Source organism: Metabacillus arenae, from assembly GCF_014773385.1.
Taxonomy (GTDB): domain Bacteria; phylum Bacillota; class Bacilli; order Bacillales; family Bacillaceae; genus Metabacillus_D; species Metabacillus_D arenae.
The window spans coordinates 65,417-86,328 of the sequence record NZ_JACXAI010000002.1; the positions used below are offsets into that span (position 1 = coordinate 65,417).

The 20,912-nt window shown below is 36.6% G+C and carries 20 protein-coding genes; 9 read left to right on the forward strand and 11 right to left on the reverse strand.

The features are described from left to right. Nucleotides 1-102 precede the first annotated feature (102 nt). Nucleotides 103-873: a LysM peptidoglycan-binding domain-containing protein gene (locus IC621_RS01855; RefSeq protein ID WP_191155179.1), complete on the reverse strand. Its 771-nt coding sequence runs from the start codon at nucleotides 871-873 to the stop codon at nucleotides 103-105. 584 nt (nucleotides 874-1,457) lie between these two features. Here IC621_RS01855 and IC621_RS01860 point away from each other — a divergent pair. After that, nucleotides 1,458-1,751, forward strand: a complete 294-nt coding sequence (locus tag IC621_RS01860; RefSeq protein ID WP_191155181.1) for a hypothetical protein — start codon at nucleotides 1,458-1,460, stop codon at nucleotides 1,749-1,751. 61 nt (nucleotides 1,752-1,812) lie between these two features. Here the strand turns inward: IC621_RS01860 and recQ are convergent, their stop codons facing one another. After that, nucleotides 1,813-3,612, reverse strand: a complete 1,800-nt coding sequence (gene recQ / locus IC621_RS01865; RefSeq protein ID WP_191155183.1) for a DNA helicase RecQ — start codon at nucleotides 3,610-3,612, stop codon at nucleotides 1,813-1,815. Between the two features lie 226 nt (nucleotides 3,613-3,838). Next, the gene (locus tag IC621_RS01870; RefSeq protein ID WP_191155185.1) at nucleotides 3,839-4,012 is read right to left on the reverse strand and encodes a hypothetical protein; all 174 of its coding nucleotides are present in this window, start codon (nucleotides 4,010-4,012) and stop codon (nucleotides 3,839-3,841) included. A 126-nt stretch (nucleotides 4,013-4,138) separates the two neighbouring features. Between IC621_RS01870 and IC621_RS01875 the strand changes: the two genes are divergently transcribed. Further along, a complete protein-coding gene (locus IC621_RS01875; RefSeq protein WP_191155187.1) occupies nucleotides 4,139-4,435 on the forward strand; it encodes a sunset domain-containing protein in 297 nt (98 codons plus the stop codon). 106 nt (nucleotides 4,436-4,541) lie between these two features. Here the strand turns inward: IC621_RS01875 and IC621_RS01880 are convergent, their stop codons facing one another. Then, the gene (locus IC621_RS01880; protein ID WP_224752263.1) at nucleotides 4,542-5,456 is read right to left on the reverse strand and encodes an NAD(P)/FAD-dependent oxidoreductase; all 915 of its coding nucleotides are present in this window, start codon (nucleotides 5,454-5,456) and stop codon (nucleotides 4,542-4,544) included. Between the two features lie 327 nt (nucleotides 5,457-5,783). Here IC621_RS01880 and IC621_RS01885 point away from each other — a divergent pair, with 327 nt between their 5' ends. The 3 genes from IC621_RS01885 (at nucleotide 5,784) to IC621_RS01895 (ending at nucleotide 8,252) form a co-directional block, all read left to right on the forward strand. Next, complete coding sequence (locus IC621_RS01885; RefSeq protein WP_191155191.1) at nucleotides 5,784-6,197, forward strand: MarR family transcriptional regulator; 414 nt, start codon at nucleotides 5,784-5,786, stop codon at nucleotides 6,195-6,197. Nucleotides 6,198-6,424: 227 nt separating this feature from the next. Next, the gene (locus IC621_RS01890; protein WP_191155193.1) at nucleotides 6,425-7,621 is read left to right on the forward strand and encodes an MFS transporter; all 1,197 of its coding nucleotides are present in this window, start codon (nucleotides 6,425-6,427) and stop codon (nucleotides 7,619-7,621) included. 181 nt (nucleotides 7,622-7,802) lie between these two features. Then, a complete protein-coding gene (locus IC621_RS01895; protein WP_191155194.1) occupies nucleotides 7,803-8,252 on the forward strand; it encodes a cupredoxin domain-containing protein in 450 nt (149 codons plus the stop codon). Nucleotides 8,253-8,348: 96 nt separating this feature from the next. Here the strand turns inward: IC621_RS01895 and IC621_RS01900 are convergent, their stop codons facing one another. The 4 genes from IC621_RS01900 to IC621_RS01915 all read right to left on the reverse strand — a co-directional run bounded on the left by IC621_RS01900 (nucleotide 8,349) and on the right by IC621_RS01915 (nucleotide 11,928). Further along, a complete protein-coding gene (locus tag IC621_RS01900; RefSeq protein WP_191155196.1) occupies nucleotides 8,349-9,515 on the reverse strand; it encodes a DHH family phosphoesterase in 1,167 nt (388 codons plus the stop codon). Between the two features lie 79 nt (nucleotides 9,516-9,594). Beyond that, entirely contained in the window at nucleotides 9,595-10,971 is a 1,377-nt protein-coding gene (locus IC621_RS01905; RefSeq protein ID WP_191155198.1) for a M48 family metallopeptidase, read from the reverse strand. Between the two features lie 440 nt (nucleotides 10,972-11,411). After that, the gene (locus tag IC621_RS01910; protein ID WP_224752264.1) at nucleotides 11,412-11,624 is read right to left on the reverse strand and encodes a YozQ family protein; all 213 of its coding nucleotides are present in this window, start codon (nucleotides 11,622-11,624) and stop codon (nucleotides 11,412-11,414) included. A gap of 94 nt (nucleotides 11,625-11,718) precedes the next feature. After that, a complete protein-coding gene (locus IC621_RS01915; RefSeq protein ID WP_191155202.1) occupies nucleotides 11,719-11,928 on the reverse strand; it encodes a DUF6501 family protein in 210 nt (69 codons plus the stop codon). 231 nt (nucleotides 11,929-12,159) lie between these two features. On the opposite strand from IC621_RS01915, the gene IC621_RS01920 reads away from it, so the two are divergent. Beyond that, on the forward strand, nucleotides 12,160-13,644 hold the full coding sequence (locus IC621_RS01920; protein ID WP_191155204.1) for an aldehyde dehydrogenase family protein: 1,485 nt from the start codon (nucleotides 12,160-12,162) through the stop codon (nucleotides 13,642-13,644). Nucleotides 13,645-13,910: 266 nt separating this feature from the next. After that, the gene (locus IC621_RS01925) at nucleotides 13,911-15,818 is read left to right on the forward strand and encodes a terpene cyclase/mutase family protein (protein ID WP_191155206.1); all 1,908 of its coding nucleotides are present in this window, start codon (nucleotides 13,911-13,913) and stop codon (nucleotides 15,816-15,818) included. A gap of 155 nt (nucleotides 15,819-15,973) precedes the next feature. On the opposite strand, the gene IC621_RS01930 is transcribed toward IC621_RS01925, so the two are convergent. After that, nucleotides 15,974-16,765 (reverse strand): helix-turn-helix domain-containing protein, encoded by a 792-nt coding sequence (locus tag IC621_RS01930; protein WP_191155207.1) that lies wholly within the window; start codon nucleotides 16,763-16,765, stop codon nucleotides 15,974-15,976. A 235-nt stretch (nucleotides 16,766-17,000) separates the two neighbouring features. Next, nucleotides 17,001-17,807, reverse strand: coding sequence for a protein phosphatase 2C domain-containing protein (locus IC621_RS01935; RefSeq protein WP_191155208.1), 807 nt, complete (start codon nucleotides 17,805-17,807; stop codon nucleotides 17,001-17,003). Nucleotides 17,808-17,953: 146 nt separating this feature from the next. On the opposite strand from IC621_RS01935, the gene IC621_RS01940 reads away from it, so the two are divergent. Further along, a complete protein-coding gene (locus IC621_RS01940) occupies nucleotides 17,954-18,529 on the forward strand; it encodes a cell wall hydrolase (protein ID WP_191155209.1) in 576 nt (191 codons plus the stop codon). 249 nt (nucleotides 18,530-18,778) lie between these two features. Next, nucleotides 18,779-19,660 (forward strand): superoxide dismutase, encoded by an 882-nt coding sequence (locus IC621_RS01945; protein ID WP_224752265.1) that lies wholly within the window; start codon nucleotides 18,779-18,781, stop codon nucleotides 19,658-19,660. A gap of 132 nt (nucleotides 19,661-19,792) precedes the next feature. Here the strand turns inward: IC621_RS01945 and IC621_RS01950 are convergent, their stop codons facing one another. After that, a complete protein-coding gene (locus IC621_RS01950) occupies nucleotides 19,793-20,893 on the reverse strand; it encodes a glycosyltransferase family 61 protein (RefSeq protein ID WP_191155210.1) in 1,101 nt (366 codons plus the stop codon). Nucleotides 20,894-20,912 lie beyond the last annotated feature (19 nt).

The following is a 20,912-nucleotide window of genomic DNA, read 5'->3' on the forward strand; positions in this document are numbered from 1 at the left end:
TTGTCAACTTTTGACATTGAACGAATATAAAGCTATAAAATTATGAAACTAAAAAAACCCTTAGTTCATTGATAGACCTAAGGGTTTTTTATTAAATTTTATTTACTCTAATACTTTTACTTTAACCTCTTTAGTGCCCCATTGTTGGGCTTCCGATTCAGAAGAGATAAATACATCAATTTTATTGCCTTTTATGGCTCCGCCAGTATCCCCAGCGATAGCTTCTCCATATCCTTCAACATGAACCTTAGATCCTAGTGGAATCACATTTGGATCAACAGCGATTACTTTTTGATTTGGGTTTGCTTTTAAATCAATACCTGTTGAGGTTGTACCAGAACAACCTTCACAGTTTGCTGTATAGGCGGTTGCTGTAACAGAGATTTCTTTCCCATCAGACGATTCAGCTGGAGAAGCTGCAACTGGATCTGCACCTGCTGGCGCCGCTTTTACAGGCTCTGCTTGATTCGTCTGTTGTTCAATTGGTTCTGCTTGGAATGTATTTTTTGTCTGCTCTTGCTTATGTTTGATGATTAGATTTTGATCCGGTTGGATAGTATGAGAATCAAGTCCATTCCAACCTTTCAAATCTTCAATTGAAACGTTATATTCTTTTGCGATACCCCATAGAGAATCGCCATTTTGAACTTTATAATTTTCATGGAGAGAGACCTGTAATGTGTCACCAGGGTGAATAACTTCTCCTGATAGGTTGTTCAAATGTTTTAAATCTTCAACTGAGACTTCTTTTTGTTTGGAAATACCCCAAAGAGTGTCCCCATCTTTAACTTTTACTTCCTCAGCTGAAGCATTGGCTGCAACCCCTCCAGATAGTGCAGCGACTGCTACGAATGATAAAATGTTTTTTTTCATTTTATTACCTCCCTGTTAGCTGACGGCAGTCAAAAGTTCACTTCTGTGTGAGTTAATAACTTTTTTTCTTAGAACTTTTGGCACTGCTAAGCTGACTAAAAGCCAATCAACGTGTCCTATCTTAACATGAAATAAAGGCTTTTAAAGAACAAGGGGTTAACAGTTTCTTTACCCTATTACAAAAATATAATGAAAAGTTTACAAATGGTTCCACATATATCCAATTGCCTATTTTATTTATGAAATCTCCTAAAATTACTTCTAACCTCTATTTTTTAACAATTTTCACAAAAAAGCGGGTATCTCCTACTAAACTATTGTTTTACTTTGGATTTAGGGCATTTTGTAAGCTGACATTAAGTAATCAAGTGAATGTGAACATAACCTAACCAATTCTATTAATAAAATATTCCTGTTTAACCTTCATTACTTGATACCTTTTCAATTCTGCAAGAGGATTGCTTTAATATCGATTGGTGAGAGGACAAAGTCAGCTATCTCTTTGGGCGCCTTAATGTAAGTTTAATGAAATAACTAGGAGGGAAAATAAAAAAAGACAATATTATTGAGAGGAGAAATGACCAATGAAGAATAAACTTGATTGGCTTAAAAATCGGAAGGTTATTTTCATTTCTGGTATTACCCTTTCAACCTTAGGGGTCACAACCTATTTACTAAAAGATGAAGAAAATCGTACAAAAACAAAACAGTTATTAGGAAAATTAAAACCTGCTGGTTCATCAAATTTAAGCGTTGAAAAATCAGAACTTCAAAAAGCCGGCACTCCAGATCCGATGGACACAGAAGACAATAAAATGGTTTCAGAAGGCTCGACTTTTTCTGTGCAATATTACAATAAAGTCCGTAACGGAAATTAACGAAAGTTTGTTCCGAATATAAAGCCGCAAATAAGAGGCAGCTCCACCGCCTCTTTTTCTGTTAATTTTCAGTTGTCATAGATAGGTTATCATTTTCTAAATATTTTTGAATTACCTCAATAAATCTACTTCCATAACGCTCTTTTTTCTGAAGTCCTACACCTTTGACTTCCAAAAATTCATCTTCATTTTTAGGTTGATATAAACACATCTCCCTTAACGTGACATCTGAAAAAACCACGAAAGGCGGCACATTTTCTTCTTGGGAGATTTCTTTTCTAAGTGCTCTTAATTTTTCAAATAATTCTCCATTTGATTCTAGACTTTGAATCTTTATTTTTTCTTTTTTCAATACGTCCTGTTTTCCTAATAATACTTCCTTTCCTTTGTTTGTGACAAAGAGGATTGGATATTGGCCTCCAGACACACCAATTAATTGCTCGGAAGTTAAAAAATCAATAAATTCCGTAATACTTTTCATAGACCGATCCTTTAAAATGCCATAGGTAGACAATTTATCAAACTCCAATTGCTTTACCTTTTTGTTTGATGAACCTGTTAAAACCTGACTTATTATACTTTTGCCAAATCTCTCCCCTGTTCGGATGACACAGGATAACACCATTTGCGCTTCAATTGTAACATCTACAGCCGTTCTATCGTCCGTACAGCTGCTGCATTTTCCGCACTTATCAGAATGCTCTATTTCTCCAAAATAATGCTGGATATACCTTTGTAAGCAATTCTCCGTATAGCAATAGTCTGCCATTTGCTGTAATTTAACTAACTCCTGATTTTTACGCTCGTCATTCATTTGATTTTGGTCAATCAAAAACCGCTGCAGCTGAATATCCTGCGGGGAAAATAATAAGATACACTCACTTATTAAGCCATCTCTTCCTGCCCTGCCAGCTTCTTGATAATAACTTTCCATGTTCTTAGGGAGCTGATAATGAAGGACGTAACGAACATTTGACTTATCAATACCCATCCCAAATGCATTCGATGCTACCATGACACTGATCTGGTCATTTAAAAAAAGGTCTTGATGCTTTTCCCTCTCTACATCACTTAATCCAGCATGATACTTTCCGGCTTTTACACCACTTCTCTTAAATTGTTCATAAATTTGATCTACATCTTTTCTAGTGGAGGCATATACAATACCTGATTCTGATTTATTGTTGTCTACATATTTCCTGATGAAATCAGATCTGTTCTGCCCTTTCACTACTTTAAACTGCAGGTTTTCTCTTTCAAAGCCTGTTACAAAACAATCTTCCTCACTGATTTTTAAAGAACTGCATATATCCTTTTTCACAATCGGTGTTGCCGTAGCTGTTAAGGCTAATACAACAGGGGAAGCTGACAATTGCTTAATAAGGGGAAAAATCTTCATATAACTTGGTCTGAAATCGTGCCCCCATTGAGAAATACAATGGGCTTCATCAATTGCAATAAGAGATATTGGTAAATCTTTGATAATATTTCTAAAAGAATCAGATTCCAGACGTTCAGGAGAAATATAAAGAATTTTATAAAATTCATTTCTTGTTTTGTCAATACGCTCAGTTATTTCTTGCGATGTTAAAGAACTGTTTATATAGGCAGCAGGAATACCTACTTGTGTTAATGAGTCGACTTGATCTTTCATTAAAGAGATCAAAGGTGAAATGACTATACTAACACCAGATAAAATACAGGCAGGGATTTGATAGCAAATCGACTTTCCTCCACCGGTAGGTAATATTCCAGCTGTGTGTTTACCGGCCAGTACATTTTCAATAATTTCCTTTTGGCCTCTTCTAAATGATGGATAGCCAAAATACTGACTTAACAGTTGTTCTGCTTTTTCTATCAAACTATTTTCCCCCCATGAATCTTTCCGAACTATTTTTTACATCGTTCACATTATACGTGAATTTTTAAAGAAAAGCGAAAGGTGAAAAAATGCTTTTCATATGGTTTTAAAGAGTATTTTAGATACATCATTGATGCATTTTGATTATCTGATTGTGGTCTTAACCAATTCTTTTGATTAAATATTAAAAACCCACAGAAGGATTGATTTCTGTGAGTTTTTTCGTCTATTCCCTATCAAGCTGAATATCGTTGTCACTTTCAATGATCACATCTAAATGCCCTTGTTCTTCCAGTTCCTCTTTCTTTAACAATGCTTCTTCCTCTGATTGAAAGATAGGACCATCAAAGATTCGTTCTAACGTGCTCTTATCTGTATATTGTACAATGAAGCTGATCATTTCTATCAATCTCCTTTTCTAATTAATCAAAAGTTTGTTATTATTATGTTAATGTCGGTTTACTATCATTTACACTGAATTTAGCTTATTTAAACATATGATTTCATTGGGATGGGAGTTTTGATAATGAAGAAACCATGCAATATTTCTCTTATAGGGAAAGGGATTTTTCTAAGTAGTTTCATATCCACAGTTATCTCATATCTCTTGTCAAAACTATCATCAAGTAAAAGCACAACTATAAAAGAAATTGAATCTGAACAAACTAATAAAGATCCTCTAATAAAAGGAAATATTAATGCACAGGGCAAACTAATTTACCATGTACCAGAAGGTCAATTCTATGAGATTACAAATGCTGTAGAGTGGTTCCATACAGAGGAAGAAGCAAATGCTGCTGGATATCGACGCTCACAAAGGTAAAAATTTGCCTCTTTATAGAAAAACCCGGTTTTCCTTACTTTAAGGAAAACCGGATTTTTTTGAAGAATACATAGAGCGACCGTTTTTGATTCCTAATAAACACTCTTTAATTCTTCCTTTTAGAAAGCAATCGTTTATGTATCCAAATTGCTGCTTGCACACCATCTCCCATCGCAATTGTTACTTGTTCAGAGTGTGTAATGAGATCTCCTGCCGCCCATACATTTTCTATACTTGTTTCTTTTGTTCTTGGATTAACAACTACATGATGTTTTTCGGTTTGTGCTCCCAATGACTCAGCTAGTTTTGATAATACTTGATTTCCACCGAATGCAAGGAACGCACGGTCCCCCTCTAATTGTTCTTGATTCGCTAATAACACCCCTTTAAACTGCCCTTCTTCTCTAATCATCACATCGCTTACCTTGCAATCAAGATATTTGATCTGCTTTTTAACTAGTTCTCTGTTTGTTATATCATTTATTTTTTCGCCTGTATGATTTATATAGATTAGATTGTTTGTCCAATAAGTTAATGTTAAAGCCATGTTTGCCCCAGCTTCTCCAGAACCAAGAACGTATGTCTTTTTACCGCGAATTTCATATCCGTCACAATCTGGGCAAATATAGATGGTTTTTCCTAAGCACGGCTTCAAATTCGGCCATTGTGGAATGTTTTCTTTTATTCCAGTCGCGAACAAAACGGTTTTCGTTAAAAAAGTTGAACCATTACTAGTCTTCAAAGAAAAAAGCTGCTCCTTTTTAGAAATCTCAATAACCTTATCCTGTATTCTTTGAACTCCATATTGCAGAGCATGCTTAAGCCCCTGCTCCCTCAAATGTTCCCCGCTCACGCCATCTGGCCAACCAAGAATATTATGATAATTTTTGCATAGCGTAGATCTTCCCTCATTTGAATCAATAATTAACACATTATGCTCATATCGTCCTAGCTGTATCGCAGCCTGCAGGCCTGCAATTCCGCCTCCAACAATTGTGCATTCAAAAGCAGCTTTTTCCATTAAAATCATCCTTTATCCTATTCTCCTAAGATAGCCTTCCCTATTTAAAACAGTACCAACCTTTTTTGTTAGTTGTTGGTTAGGTTTGAAACAAAGATCGTTTCAACGTAATCCTCTTTGATTTATGAACAATGGTCGTTAGCATCATAATTAGTACTATCTTCTTCAAAAACAATTATTTTGACTCACTTGCCAACCAAAAGTTAATGATTGCATTTGGCAGAAAAGTATCATCATTCATTTTAATCATCAGAGGGCTCAAAACCCTTTACTTTTTAGTCAAAATGAGATATATTTACCTAGGTAAATAATTGAGGTGAATATCCATTGAATACAAGTATCCTTTTTCATGAGCTGCATCAAAAAGTACGTTTGTTAAATAAAGAACTTAATGAGAGGCTGAAAGATTTCGATTTATTCAGTTCACAGTGGACGATTCTTTATACACTTAAAAATCATGGTTCTATGTCTCAAACTGAAATTTGGCGCTATTTAAATGTTGAAGCTCCGACTGTTACCAGAACTTTATCCCGCTTGGAAGATACAGGTTGGATTATGAGGGATGAAGGAAAAGACAAACGCGAAAAAATCGTTCGATTGACAAAAAAAGCAGAAGAACAACTTTCAAAAATTGAAAAGGAAATTTCCCGGTTTGAAGAAGATATGCTAAAGGAATTATCAGAAAATGACCAAAAAACCTTACTCCTTTTATTAAGAAAATTGGGTACAGGATACAAATAAAGAGAATCTTCCATCAAGGGGGGCTTACTTCATCCCCCACTGATGGTTAGATGAGGCCCACAGAATGCGGGTCACACAGACGTTGCCACAAACGTGCGCTTTTAGTCTGTGTTCCACTTTTCCGGACCTTTACGGGCAGTTTCCTCCACTTATCTTCTTTTTACTTTCTGAAGATGGAGAAGGCGGATTTACTGCCCGTTAAGAGTGGGATAAAAAGGAGGATTTGAATGAGTCACGAAAAATCACCAATTTGGACGAAAAGCTTTATTACTATTTTTATAAGTAATTTTTTTATTTTCCTCATCTTCTATGGTCTTCTGACAACTTTACCGATTTATGTGGTAGAAGACCTGCAGCGAACAGATAAAGAAGGAGGATTAATCGTTACTGCTTTCTTATTATCCGCGATTGTTGTAAGACCTTTTTCCGGACGGTTACTAGAAACGTATGGAAAGAAAAAAATGCTTATGTTCAGTTTAACTTTATTTTTATTATCTACTTTCCTTTATATGCTTGTAAAACCTTACTTTCTCTTATTGGCATTACGCTTTTTTCAGGGTATTTGGTTTAGTATCGCAACTACAGCCACTGGTGCAATTGCAGCTGATCTTGTACCTGTGAAAAGAAGAGGAGAAGGTCTCGGCTATTTTGTCATGTCAAACAATTTTGCTGTCGTTTGTGGACCTTTTATTGCCCTTTTTCTCCTTCAATCTATGAGTTTTGATTGGCTGTTTTTAGTTTTAGGAATTCTTATGACTATTGGTGCGGTTTTCACTCTATCAATAAAGGTAAATGAAACTCCGTCCCCTCTTTCAAAACGGAAAATTTCACTTGATGATTTGTTCGAAACAAAGGCAATCCCTATTGCATTGATTGGATGCTTAATTGCCTTCTCATATTCCAGTGTCCTTTCGTTTATTTCGATTTATGCAAAAAGCCTCGGATTGATTGAGGCTGCTAGTTTCTTTTTTGTCATATTCGCTGTTGTAATGCTGGTTTCTCGTCCTTTTTCAGGAAGATTATTTGATACAAGAGGACCTAATTTCGTCATGTATCCAGCCTTCATCAGTTTTGCACTTGGGCTATTTACGTTAAGCATTGTAGAGTCAAGCATCTCCCTGCTTTTAGCTGGGGCTTTTATAGGCCTTGGCTACGGCACACTTGTTCCAAGTTTTCAAACAATTGCGGTTCAGTCAGCAGATCATAAACGAAGTGCTCACGCTACCGCTACATTCTTTACTTTTTTTGATTCCGGAATTGCTGCTGGATCATTTGTTTTAGGGATTATTGCCAGCTTATATGGATACAGTTACCTTTACTTATTTGCATCTATTTTAGTTTTACTGGTACTTGTTATTTATAGATGGAAACAGGCAGGACGAAAAGCACAGGCTTATCAAATTAATGAGAATCAAAATATATAGGTGTCCAGGGCTTTCCTGGACACCTATTGTATTAAGTGATCTTAATCCTTACAAAAAGCTGGATATTTTCTTTTTAAAACCTTTTAAATAAATAAACATCTTTTCTTTCTAAAAGTAGACAAGTTCCACCTCCCTGCTTGCATATATATAAGGGACATGTTTACTGGGAGGAGAGAATATCATGAGATTTTATGTAATAAAAAAAAGCTGGCTGATTCTCAGTGTTTTAAGTATCGCTATACTTGTTTCCGGATGGTTCATATTCCGAACGATGGAGGCTGAGCCGACTTTTCAACAGACAGATTTGAAAAAAGAGTATGAAATTAATATGGTAACTGGGGAATTCAAATCGCAAACAAAAGAGGGTAAGGAGATTGAAGCCTACAGATGGGACCCGGCAACGATCGTTCTTCCAAAAGGTGAAAATGTCCAGCTGAAAATTTATGGTGTAAACGGAATGGAGCATCCATTCACAATTGAAGGAACAGATATTAAAGGAACCGTCAAAAAAGGAAAAGAGACAGTCGTAGATCTTCGCTTTGATGAGGAAGGGATCTACAGACTTATTTGCGAGACACATTCGAATATTGAAAACGATGGCCCGATGGTTGCTTACTTAGTGGTGGATTAAAGAATAGGAATGGGTACCAAGCAAAAATTGTCTGGTACCCCATTTCAATATGAGTTTATTACCTAACTTTATTGATTTCCATACAAAATAATAATTTTAGTTCTTTTTTAAATAAGATTGATATTTCTCATCACTTGATAAGAATACTTGATATTTTCTTCGTAAAAAATCAATAGCTTTCACTTCTGATAAAAAGCTTTCTAGGATTTTTTTGCCCTTACATTTAATCTCCCACTTATCATTCAATTTTTTAATGAGAAACATCTCTTCTTCCTTATTTTCAAACAATATTCCTTTTTCTTTTTCCACCCCATTTTGCTTATTGTTTTGATGGTCCTGTTTTATCGGAACGGTTTCCAATGTACTTTCAACAAATGCTTGATAGGCTTCCTTTGTTAATTGGCAGCCTGCTGCTTTCGCATGACCTCCCCCGCCATACATATGAGCGACCTCAGCTAAATCGACGTGATCATGGATCGTTCGGAACCCGACCCTCCTTGAGCTCATATTTACAATGGCAATGTAGTCTAAATGAGGGAATTCCTCACCTAGACCGTTTCCTAATTCTGACTGATATTGTTCCGCAAATACGATTCCAATACAATGGTCCTTTACAAATGTTTGCCATACTTCCCGTTTCTTTTTATGAATATACCGCTCTGTTTTCTTTTCTTCAATATGAAGGACATGCTCTTCAAGCTCGCTAAAAGAAAACTCTGATTCTTCCTGCAATTTTGCGACTATTTTCTTTTCAAACTCTTCGATAGAATCCAAATAAAGAAGATCATTTAGGTTTTTTGCTGCCTGAACTTTTAGTTTATCCCATTCCCAAGTGTCGTAAAGTCTAACAAGCTCAACAAACTCTTTTATTCCCTTAGTTTCATTCAATAAGTTATTTTCAACAATGTAATGAAAAAATAAAGATGTTGCAGAGCTTAGTTTTTGCTCATTTTCTTGAATTTTTACAATCGCCCAAGGGTACTTACCTAAATGGAGGGACGACTTATGATGATCGATTAATTGAACAGTTCCGCCTTTTTTTATGTATTGTTCAATCCTCTTCTCGTTCTCCTCATTAATGCCTAAGTCGGTAATATAAAGTACATCCTGATATCTTTTCTGATCGAAATAAAGCTCAAGCTCATGATTCAGACTTGAAATCGAATTGTACTTTATCTTTATTTTTTCTCCAAAAGCAATCTTTGCAAGAATTCCACATCCAACTCCATCTAAATCATTATGTGAATATAAATAATAATCCAATCCACAATCCCTCCTATACCTTTTAGTATGCTTTGTTTTCAAAAAAATAAAAGGTATGGAAATTCCACACCTTTTCGTTTTACTCTAATAAGCTTATGATCTCTTCTGCTTTTTCAGCTTCAGCAATATCAAGAGCTGTTTCACCATACTGATTGGTTTGTTTCGGATCAGCACCAGCCTGTAATAGTATCTGAACGATTTCAGCATTATTCGCATAAACTGCAGCGATTAACGGTATATCTCCATAAGAATCCTCTACTTGGATATTTGCCCCGTATTCAATCAACGTTTGAACCATTTCCAGCTCATTTTGGTAGATCATGAAAAGAATTGGAATGTCTTCTTCTGAGTGTGAGTTTAGTGAAGCTCCATTATCTAATAGGGTTTGAACGATCTCTGCTTGTGTTTCACTAAACTCCTCCTCGATAAAATATCCTGTTGCATAAACTATTGCCGTATTACCATTCTCATCTGTCGCATTTATATCTTCCCGGCTTTCAATTAGTTCCTCTACACGGGCGATATCTCCCTCTGATGCAGCTGTCATCAAGGAAGTCGTTCCTTCATTTTCAATGCTGAACTCTTCACTTGCTTCAACTGTTTCGATAAATTTTACTAAACCAAAGATAGCACCCGCCGAAACTAAAAGAAAAGCTAAACACATACCTACAATCCCAAATTTGAACAGTGTAGTTGTTTTAAAATTAATTTCTGGAGAAACAGAACCAAATTGGTTATCAAGATGGTGTATCCTTTTGGGCAGCGTCGGATGAGTAGAAAGTTTCTCACTTAACCAAACAAAGACATTTCTTTCTCTACTGCTTTGCAGCAAATAGTCATGGATATTAACATCTTTGTAGAATCCTCTTCCTATGGCTAGCAAGGTTAACGTTTCCTTTGCGGCTTGAAGATTGCCGTTATAATGGGCTGCCATTGCATCACATGTATATTCACAAGCCCGAGAATAAGCTTGACCAAGAAATGGTACCCAATTTCCAGGTAAGATCAACAGGTTCTTCAATATATGGTTTCTTTTAAGATGAGCTAATTCGTGCGCTAAAATAAACCTTAATTCCTCTTGTCCATTGTGCTTATAGACATCGGTCATTTCGGAATACAAAACGATCATATTTTTACCGAAAAACCTTGTCGCAAATGCATTTAGTAATCCATCAGATTGAATAATGTACACATCAGGAACAGATTTCACTTCCATTTTAGTACTTAAATCCAACACTTCCTGAAAGATATCAGGAAACTGCTGGGGTGTGAGCTTAACTCCATTGCTTCTGATGTAACCCATCGAAATAAAGTGGGCACACAATGGAAGCGCGATAAGGAAAAAAATCACGAGGAGTCCAACTCCTGAAAGAAGAAAAACTAGATAAAACGGAATACTAAAAATCAATAATAGTGCAAGATAAATACGTTCTTTGTTGTGAATAAAGCGATTCATAAATCCTCCAAAATATTTAAAATTTCACTTTATTTTATCGTAAATTTTTGGATTTTCTTCTTTTTAGAAAATTCTGTATAATAGTAGATATAGATAAGGATAGAAATCTTCAAAATCGTTTTGTGTTATAACGAAACCACTCAAAGTACTTTAGTCTTCTATAAGGCGATGGTGGGATGGGAGGCTTAAATAATCGAAGAAATAATTGGGTTTAGTTAGAAAAAAGCTTGGATATTAAACGAGGTGATAAAATTGAAAGAGCTAGTTGGCATTTGTAAATTATGTGGAAGGAATATTTATTGTATGGATGGATTTTTAAACGGCGAGCATTCAGAGGGATGCTTATATTGTTTTATATGTATAAATGAAAGTAAGGTAAACAATATAAAGCTGACACAAGAGTGATCCCACCTCACCTGAGTCAGCTTTTTTAGATTTTTTTATTCCATTTCTTTTCGAGGAATTTTTACTACTTCCCCATTCTCTTTTTGCAGTTCCCCTTCAATCGTTCCTTCTGCAAAATTATCACTTATTTGTTCATGTGTGATAGCCAAGCCTTCTGCTGTTTCATCATTACTTTTATAATCGTTGAAGGAAAATTCTCTTCCGGCGATTTTGCTTGTGTCTTCCTGATGCTCTTCTTTCTTCTTCATGATTTTCATCTCCTTTCAGTTCTTCTTCCTTACTATTTACTAACTTCTTGGAAAACATTAAAAACCGCCAAAGATTTTTCTTTGACGGTGTGTATTATTTATTTACATCTTCGAAGTATCCTTTATAAAAGCCTCCTACTTTTCCACTGTTATCGACGACGAAAATAAATTCTTCCGTTTCATTTTTTACATCATAAACCTTCCCTGTCGTCAGGACGTTATCAACTACATATTTTTTCGCCTCAGTATGTACACATTTTACTTGCCTAATCGTTTTACTTTCTTGCCATTCCTTATGGATCATTATCTTGTCTCCTTACTATGATTATTCTAACTTTATTTTAACAGGTATGTTTTTGTTTATGCAATTTTCCCAAAAAACCAAGGGTTTATAATTGAAATTTTCAAAATTTTGTATTATTATCATTTTTGTAAGCGCTATCAATTATTTTCCTATACTTTTTGCCAAATGACCTGCTAAACATGGGGCTAATTATCCTAAACAAAGCTACATAACAATTAGGGAGGTTTGTTCATGAGTCATGTAATGTTAAAGCTTGATGAGAAGGTTGAGAGGTTTTTAGCTGGTAAGAAAAAGCTGTTTATCAATGGTGAGTTTGTGGAGAGTGCTTCGGGAAAAACATTTGATACACCAAATCCAGCCACTGGAGAGGTATTAGCATCTGTTTATGAAGCAAATCGTGAGGACATTGACCGTGCAGTTAAAGCGGCTCGTAAAGCATTTGATGGAGGTCTGTGGCCTTCAATGAATGCAGCAACTAGAAGCCGTTTAATGTACAAGCTTGCTGATTTGATGGAAGAAAACAAAGAAGCTTTGGCACAGCTGGAAACTCTTGATAACGGAAAACCGATTCAAGAAACAACAAATGCAGACATACCTCTTGCAATAGAACATATGCGCTATTATGCTGGCTGGTCTACAAAAATGGTAGGACAAACCATTCCTGTTAGTCAAGAATATTTTAACTATACACGGCATGAACCGGTAGGTGTCGTCGGTCAAATCATCCCATGGAACTTCCCGCTGCTTATGGCATTGTGGAAATTAGGTGCGGCACTTGCAACTGGCTGTACAGTTGTATTAAAGCCTGCAGAGCAAACTCCTTTATCAGCCCTTTACCTCGCTGAATTAATTCAAGAAGCCGGCTTCCCGAGAGGTGTAGTTAACATTGTACCAGGGTATGGTGAAACGGCTGGACAAGCACTTGTAGATCATCCTTTAGTTGATAAAATTGCTTTTACAGGTTCAACTGAAGTTGGAAAATTGATTATGAGTAATGCGGCTAAAACACTAAAAAGGGTTACATTGGAGCTCGGAGGAAAATCGCCCAACATCATTTTACCTGATGCTGATCTCTCAAAAGCAGTCCCTGGGGCCTTAAACGGAGTGATGTTTAATCAAGGACAGGTATGCTGTGCCGGCTCAAGAGTGTTCATACAAAAGAAAAACTATGACAATGTTGTTGCTGACATGGTTTCTCATGCGAAATCGATCCGTCAAGGATCAGGAATTGACCCAGAAACGCAAATCGGGCCGCTCGTCTCAACTGAGCAGCAAACCCGGGTATTAGATTACATTCAAAAGGGTTTAGATGAAGGGGCCCAAGTATTAACTGGCGGACAAAATCCTTATGAGCAAGGATATTTCGTCGAGCCAACTATCTTTGCAGATGTTAGTGATGATATGGCGATTGCAAAGGAAGAAATATTCGGACCAGTTATCGCTGCGATGCCATATGAAGATTTGGACGAGGTGATTGACCGTGCTAACAGATCTGAATATGGATTGGCGGCAGGCCTTTGGACAAGCAATGTTGCAAATGCCCATTATGTAGCCAATAAATTAAGAGCAGGAACCGTCTGGGTCAACTGCTACAATGTCTTTGATGCAGCCTCTCCATTCGGGGGATACAAGCAATCCGGAATAGGACGGGAAATGGGGTCATATGCATTAGATAACTATACTGAAGTAAAAAGTGTATGGGTTAGTTTACAATAAAGTGAAGCTTACAGCAGTGGAAACCACCACTGCTGTTTTGCCCAAGTTCCACAGAATGTGGGTCACACAGACGTTGCCACTTCGTGTGGCTGCATCTGTGTTCTTTTTTGACTTTTTTAGGCAGTTACCACACTTCATTGTCTCTGAAACATATTGTAAGGGGTTCTTACGGCCAGTAAAAGTTTATAATTGTCATCAGGATTTCTCCTGATGACTTTTTCATGTTTTTTCAATCCCTGAATAAGTTTAGGTAGAGGTGAAAATACATGGTAACGAACTCCGAGTTACAAGCTTTTATTGATGAAAAAATAAAAAAATTAAGGAGCTCTCAACAACATAATGGTTCATGGAAATACTGCTTTGAGGGGAGTCTTTTAACAGATGCGTTTGTACTTATATTTCTTAGAACCATTGATGACAAGGATGAAAATCTAATTAAAACGATTACGAACCGTTTGCTTTCTATTCAAGAGAAAAATGGTCTGTGGAAACTGTATCAGGATGAAACACAAGGAAATGTAACCGCAACCGTTCAAGCATATGCAGCATTGGCTTACTCAGGCTATATTTCTCTTGAGGATGATAAAATGAAAAAGGCAGAACAGTTCATTAAGAAAAACGGTGGTATGAAGCATGTACATTTTATGACTAAATGGATGCTTGCAGTTAATGGCCTTTACCAATGGCCTGTCCTCTTTTATTTTCCATTTCCTTTCTTACTTGTTCCGACATCTTTTCCGATTAATTTTTACAGCTTCAGCATATATGCCCGTATTCACTTTGTTCCGATGCTTCTAACAGCAAACAAAAAGTATCAGATCACCTCAAAATGGACACCTTCCATTCCTTTTATCACAGTTAAAAATCCCACTTCATATACTGAATGGTTATCTTGGGATAGAGACCATCAAAAGTATCTTCAATGGTTTAAACAGGAATTCACTAAGTTATCACAGCTCCCTGCTTATTTTCACAGGCTGGGTTATCAGGCAGCAGAGCAATATATGTTAAAACGAATCGAAAAGGATGGCACTTTATTCAGCTATACGAGTGCCACCATTTTTATGGTATACGCACTACTGGCTATCGGATATAAGAAGGATTCTCCGGTCATCAAAAATGCTGTTAAGGGGATAAAATCTTTAGTTTGTGAAACCGAAAATTCAACAATTATTGAAAACTCGACTTCAACTGTTTGGGATACAGCTCTCTTGTCGTATAGCTTGCAAGAATCAGGAATATCATTTAATGATCCCATGATCCAAAAGGCTAATTCTTATTTGCTGAAAAAACAGCATACAAAGAAAGCTGATTGGTCGGTCCATGCACCTGGGGTTCGTCCCGGCGGATGGGGCTTTTCAAACATTAATACAAATAATCCTGATAATGACGATACGTCAGCGGCTTTGCGCTCACTAACTAGGGCTGCATACCAATATGAAAAAGAAAATTCGGCGTGGAGATTAGGAGCCCAATATCTTTTATCTATGCAAAACAGGGACGGCGGGTGGGGAGCATTCGAAAAAAATGTCGATCAAACACTATTAACCTTTATCCCGATTGAAAATGCGGAGGATGCCGTAATCGATCCTTCTACACCGGATCTAACAGGTAGAGCCATTGAGTTTCTCGGCAATTACGCAGGATTAAAAGAAGATCATCCCCAAATAAAGGAAGCAATTAAATGGTTGATTAACAACCAAAATTCGAATGGAAGCTGGTATGGAAGGTGGGGAATTTGTTATATATATGGAACTTGGGCCGCATTGACCGGGCTCAGTGCTGTTGGGGTTTCCCATCTTCATCCAAGTATAAAAAAAGCCAAAGAATGGCTGAAATCGATTCAAAATCCAGACGGAGGATGGGGCGAATCGTGCAAAAGTGCAGAAATCAAATCGTATGTTCCACTCAAGTTTAGTACACCTTCGCAAACTGCATGGGCAATTGATGCATTGTTAACAAATGAAAGCCCCAAATCAACTGATATCGATAGAGGAATGAAAAAACTGACCAATCCTTCTTCCTTCTCTAAAGCAGCACTAACTTATCCAACAGGACTTGGCTTACCTGGGCAATATTACATTTACTATCACAGTTACAATGACATCTTCCCTTTGCTGGCGGCCGCTCATTATAAAGCAAAAATTGCTGTTTCTGATTTGAGCACCATCTAACATAGATGTGTCATCAAAATAAGCCTTACACAAGTAATCAGATCGCCTTTGATTCATGCCGTACCAAATACGATCTTTTACACCCTCATGTCTACATCGTAACTCATGCAACGCGGGCGGGTTAATTGTTTAAATTACTAATTGTCACCCTATAGTCAACTGTTAAGTGATATCCTATTTAGAAAAATCTTCATCAATAGAGGAAGAGAAATAAGGATTGGTGGATCGTCCGGGCGGGGGGCATGGAGAGTAATTCTCTGATGCGGGACTGAACCATAAGGTTTGACAATGATCGGCTCCTTAGATCGGGTGCGTAACGTAGTGTGCGGAAGTAAAATCTCCATGGCCTGAGCCTTCCAGGATACAGCTGTAGCCATCAGATAATAGGTGCCCGGTTTGACGCCTGTAAAACAAAAATACCCCAAGGATGAAAGAAGTGTGCCGTATAGGGGGAGTCCTTCAGGTATCGGTTTGGCAAATAAGCCGACTAAAATAACTCCCTCAAAAGGAATTTCCGCTTGGATGGTCCCTTCTATACAAGCGTGTTGATTTATAATTAGATGCTTCGTATGCCAATCATTAAGCTGTTGCAATGACCTCAAATGATGGTCCGCTTGCAGGGTCGAATTGCGAAATTCGGATGGCGTCACACCTACCCTTTCGGTAAATCGGGTTGTGAAGGTCCCAAGGCTCTGTTGACCGATTTCCAACCCGATATCACGAACACTCAAGTTCGTGCGCACTAACAAATCCTTAGCCTTTTGCAATCGGAGGGAAGAAACATAGTATATGGGGGAAAGACCCATTCTTTCTTTAAAAATGCGTGTAAAATGGTACGGACTGTAGGCGACATGACCAGCCAACCGGGAAAGCGGAAGCGGTTCATTGATATGTTGATGAATATAAGAGATGACCTCGTCAATTTCTGTTTGCATGTCAGTTACCATTCCTATAACTCCCTCCCGCTTATCTTCCTAATAATGTTTAGAGTAAGGACGTTTACCTGCTATTTCGTTCGAACAGAACAAATGTTCCCATCTATATCAATTTTAGCACATTATTCATGAATATGGAACAACTTTAAGTCAACTTTTTATCCTATTAAATACTCCCAGTTTGGTACAACCTCTTAAGTAATTACAGCATAACTGTTGTTAACTATTTAAAGTTTAAAGCTGGAAATTATAATTCTAAAAAAATGCCGGTTTTATCGTCACTATAGAGCCCATTGGATTCTTCAAAGTTTTGTAAAGAATGAATATACGATTCTATTCCTTTCTTTTGAACCTCTAAGAAAATGTCTGTAAGAGATAATTCAGGATGAAAAAGTCCATCAGAGAGCAGCAGCACAGATTTAACCAGCTTTCGATCTATCCTTTGAAAATCAATGAATTCTGCTGCTTCCTCCATCCCGTTCGCTACAGAATATCCCTCCTTTGTATTGGCTAGCCAGCGATTGTAGATAAGCTTCCTTTTAATGTCTTTTTCATAGACTTCTTCATCTGGTAGCGGTATTCCTTTTTTCCGATCCTTTGCTCTCTTTTTCTTTGCACGATCATTTAGTCCTTTTAACGTATCTTTAGTAAGCAAAGTAATCTTCCCATCTGACTGCTCAATTATAATCATGCTGTCACCTAAATGAGCCAGTTCAATCAACTCTCGGTGAAGGGAAATAATTACCACACAGGTTGACCAGAGGTGATGTTTTTCTTTCATATCAATACCATTCTTAATCATTAATTTTTTTAACAAATCATTACATTTAATAACATGTTTATCTAGGTTTGGATAACTTTTTTTACTAGAGAAATAATTTCTAAATAAATTTGCAGCTAAATAGGCTCCATTAAACCCTTCTTCATTTGTAAAATCCACCAACGGAGTTGCTCCATCAAAAACTCCAAACAAATTAGCATGTTCATTTATGACAAACGCATCCTCACTCACTTTTTTACTTGGACCTTTCAATTGATAATAGGATAATTTCATCGGAAAACTCCCCCTTCCCTGCTCTTATTATAAACAGATTTTTAGTTAAACTTGGGATCAAAGGAATAAATTTTCTAATGAAAGTTTAGTGAATAAACTGGTAGCCTAGTAGTGTATGACTCTAGTAAACTACTGGGAGGTAACATATGATTAAGAAATTTGTCGCAGCTTCATCATTAGCAGTTTCTGTTTTAGCTTTCGGTGCTCAGGCAGATGCAAAAGAAAGTAATCATGTTGTAAAGGAAGGAGACACCCTTTACAAATTAGGGATGCAATATGGTGTGTCTGTTCAAGACTTACAAACAGCTAACAATAAAAACAGCGATATGCTCATTCCTGGAGAAGAATTAACCATTCCTGCTTCTATTACAGCTGAGGAAAAAGATTTGCTTGCTCGTTTGGTACAAGCAGAAGCAGTCGGTGAACCATATGCAGGGAAAGTCGCGGTTGCAACCGTTGTGTTAAACCGTGTAGAAAGCAACCTTTTCCCGAATACAATTCATGGTGTTATCTATGACGGTACACAATTTGAACCAGTATTAAATGGCGAAATTAATAAGCCTGCTGGCGCAGAAGCTAAGAAAGCGGTTTCTGAGGCATTGGCTTTTCATGGGCAAGGGAACAACTCCCTCTTCTTCTATAATCCTAAAAAAGCACAAAATGATTTCTTAGAAAATAAACAAGTGACAGTCGAAATCGGCGATCATGTATTTTTAAAATAATGCATTGTCGAGTTTGATATTTTCAAAAGTACCAAACACATAGAAAAAAAGCATACGCTAATGAATGATTCAAGCGGCTTATCCTATAAATGGATGAGCCGTTTGTCTTTTTTGAAAGCTTTGTAGTGATGACTTTTTGAGTCGATACGTGGTTAGAAGCAAGGAGAACTGCTAATTGTTTTTTTAAACACAATATAGGCTTTTGTCTCATATCCTTTTAAAAGATGGATTTTTCAGGAGGCGATAGCTTTGTCAGATGAACAAAATGGACAGTCATTATTAGATTGGTGTAAGGAAACAGAGAATTTATGGAAAAGTTTGAATTTTGGTGATCAAGAAGCAAGTGACATTTATGATGAACTTCAACAGCTGAAAGAGGATTTATACGTAAGTGCTCAAAGGGACCGTCAAGAAAGTCTTTTTGAAAAGGCACACGAGCTTCATAACAGAATCCAAGATATTCTTATGACCGAAGAAACTGATAGCCAATCAGATCGTGCCCCTGCCGTTCCAATCGGTAAACATACCCTGCCTCCATTGCCGTATGCTTATAACGCTTTGGAGCCGTACATTGCAGAAGAAATCATGCGCCTTCATCATACAAAGCATCATCAAAGCTATGTTGATGGCCTTAATAAAGCAGAGCTAAAAATGCAAGCTGCTCGTGAGACCAATAATTACGAATTAATTAAGCATTGGGAAAGGGAAGCAGCCTTTCATGGAGCAGGACACTATTTGCATACAATTTTTTGGAATGTGATGACACCGGGCGGCGGAGGAAGGCCAAGCGGCCAGCTGCTACGTGCTATTAATGAAGCCTTTGGCAGCTTCGATCGTTTCAAAAAACATTTCACAGAAGCTGCTAAAAATGTTGAAGGAGTTGGGTGGGCAATCCTTGTATGGGCTCCCCGCTCTCATAGACTAGAAATCTTAACGGCTGAAAAACATCAGGATTTAAGTCAGTGGGATGTGATCCCCCTCCTCGTTTTAGATGTTTGGGAGCATGCTTATTACCTGCAATATAAAAATGAACGGCCAAAATACGTTGAAAATTGGTGGAATGTTGTTAATTGGAAGGAAGTTGAAAGAAGGTTTAACGCAGCCAGTCAATTGAAATGGCAGCCTTATTAATGGATTTCCGGTACCAGGTACCTAAAGTACCTGGTATCATTTTCTAAAATTTTCAAAACAAAAAATGTTATTTCTCATAACATTTTTTTAACATGAACTACAATTCGGTAGTTCATCTTTATTTATTATCTGTCATAATCCTTGCATCTTTAATATTTCTTTAAATTTATTTATATTTACAATAATATCATCTTTCATTGGCTTATCATGACGTTTTTTTCCAGCGTCACATTTAATATAATAATAATCAAGGTTAATATAATTACTAATTTTCCAAAAAAGCTCACAAACCATTGTTGATGAAAACTCGATTATTTTTGTTCTTGGATTACAAAATACGATATTTGTAAGATTTGCACCTGATGGCGATATGATATGTGTAGCTGAATAAAAGAGGTTTATTTGATCTTGGAGTGATAAATCTTTTATTTGAACCTTTTTAAAACCATATGGCTTAATAAATTTTATTAACTCATCTTCGTTAATTACTTTTCTGTGTTCTGTATCGTTTCTACTAATATAAATTCTTTCATATTCTTTTAAAAATGTTGGCTTTTTATTTTCTAAAAACTTGTTTCTAATAAAATCACATGCCCATCTAGGGATGCGTCCTAATCTTCTTGGTACAGCTGATACAACAACCTTTTCAGCTTTATAATGGAAAGTATCATTCGTTTCTATTATTTTGTTTTTAGGTATACCTAAGACTGAAAGAGTTTCATATTGTAATTCTGGAAATTTCAAAGAACCATTTATAATATATTTATCTACTTTAATGCCGCTTTGATTCAATAAATGGATACGTGGTAAAATATCAAACATCCAGTGATAGTAATTATTGTGGGTTGTAAAAGCTAATGTTGCTACCGTTTCTTTACTATAATTAAATGTCGGTAATTTTTTTTGATAAAAAATGTCATGTTCTTCAGGAGTTTTCCTATTAAGCCATGATACATCCCATAACAGTTTATTATTCGAAGTTATTACACTACCATTTATTCCCCAAAGACGTCCATAGGGTATAACTGCTACAAATGCTTTGCCAAATTTACATTTTGTTTCCCAGCGGGGGGAATCAACTCCCTTTGGAGGAGGAAAAGAAATAATTTCGTTCGAATAAATCTCCTTATAATATTTGTCAATCTCTTTTTTATTAATAAATGTCTCTTTTATCCAATCCATGGTATTTAAGTAAAAGCCTTCAGGTGGCTTTATTTCATTTTCTCTATACATAAATTCACCCTTTTTTCTA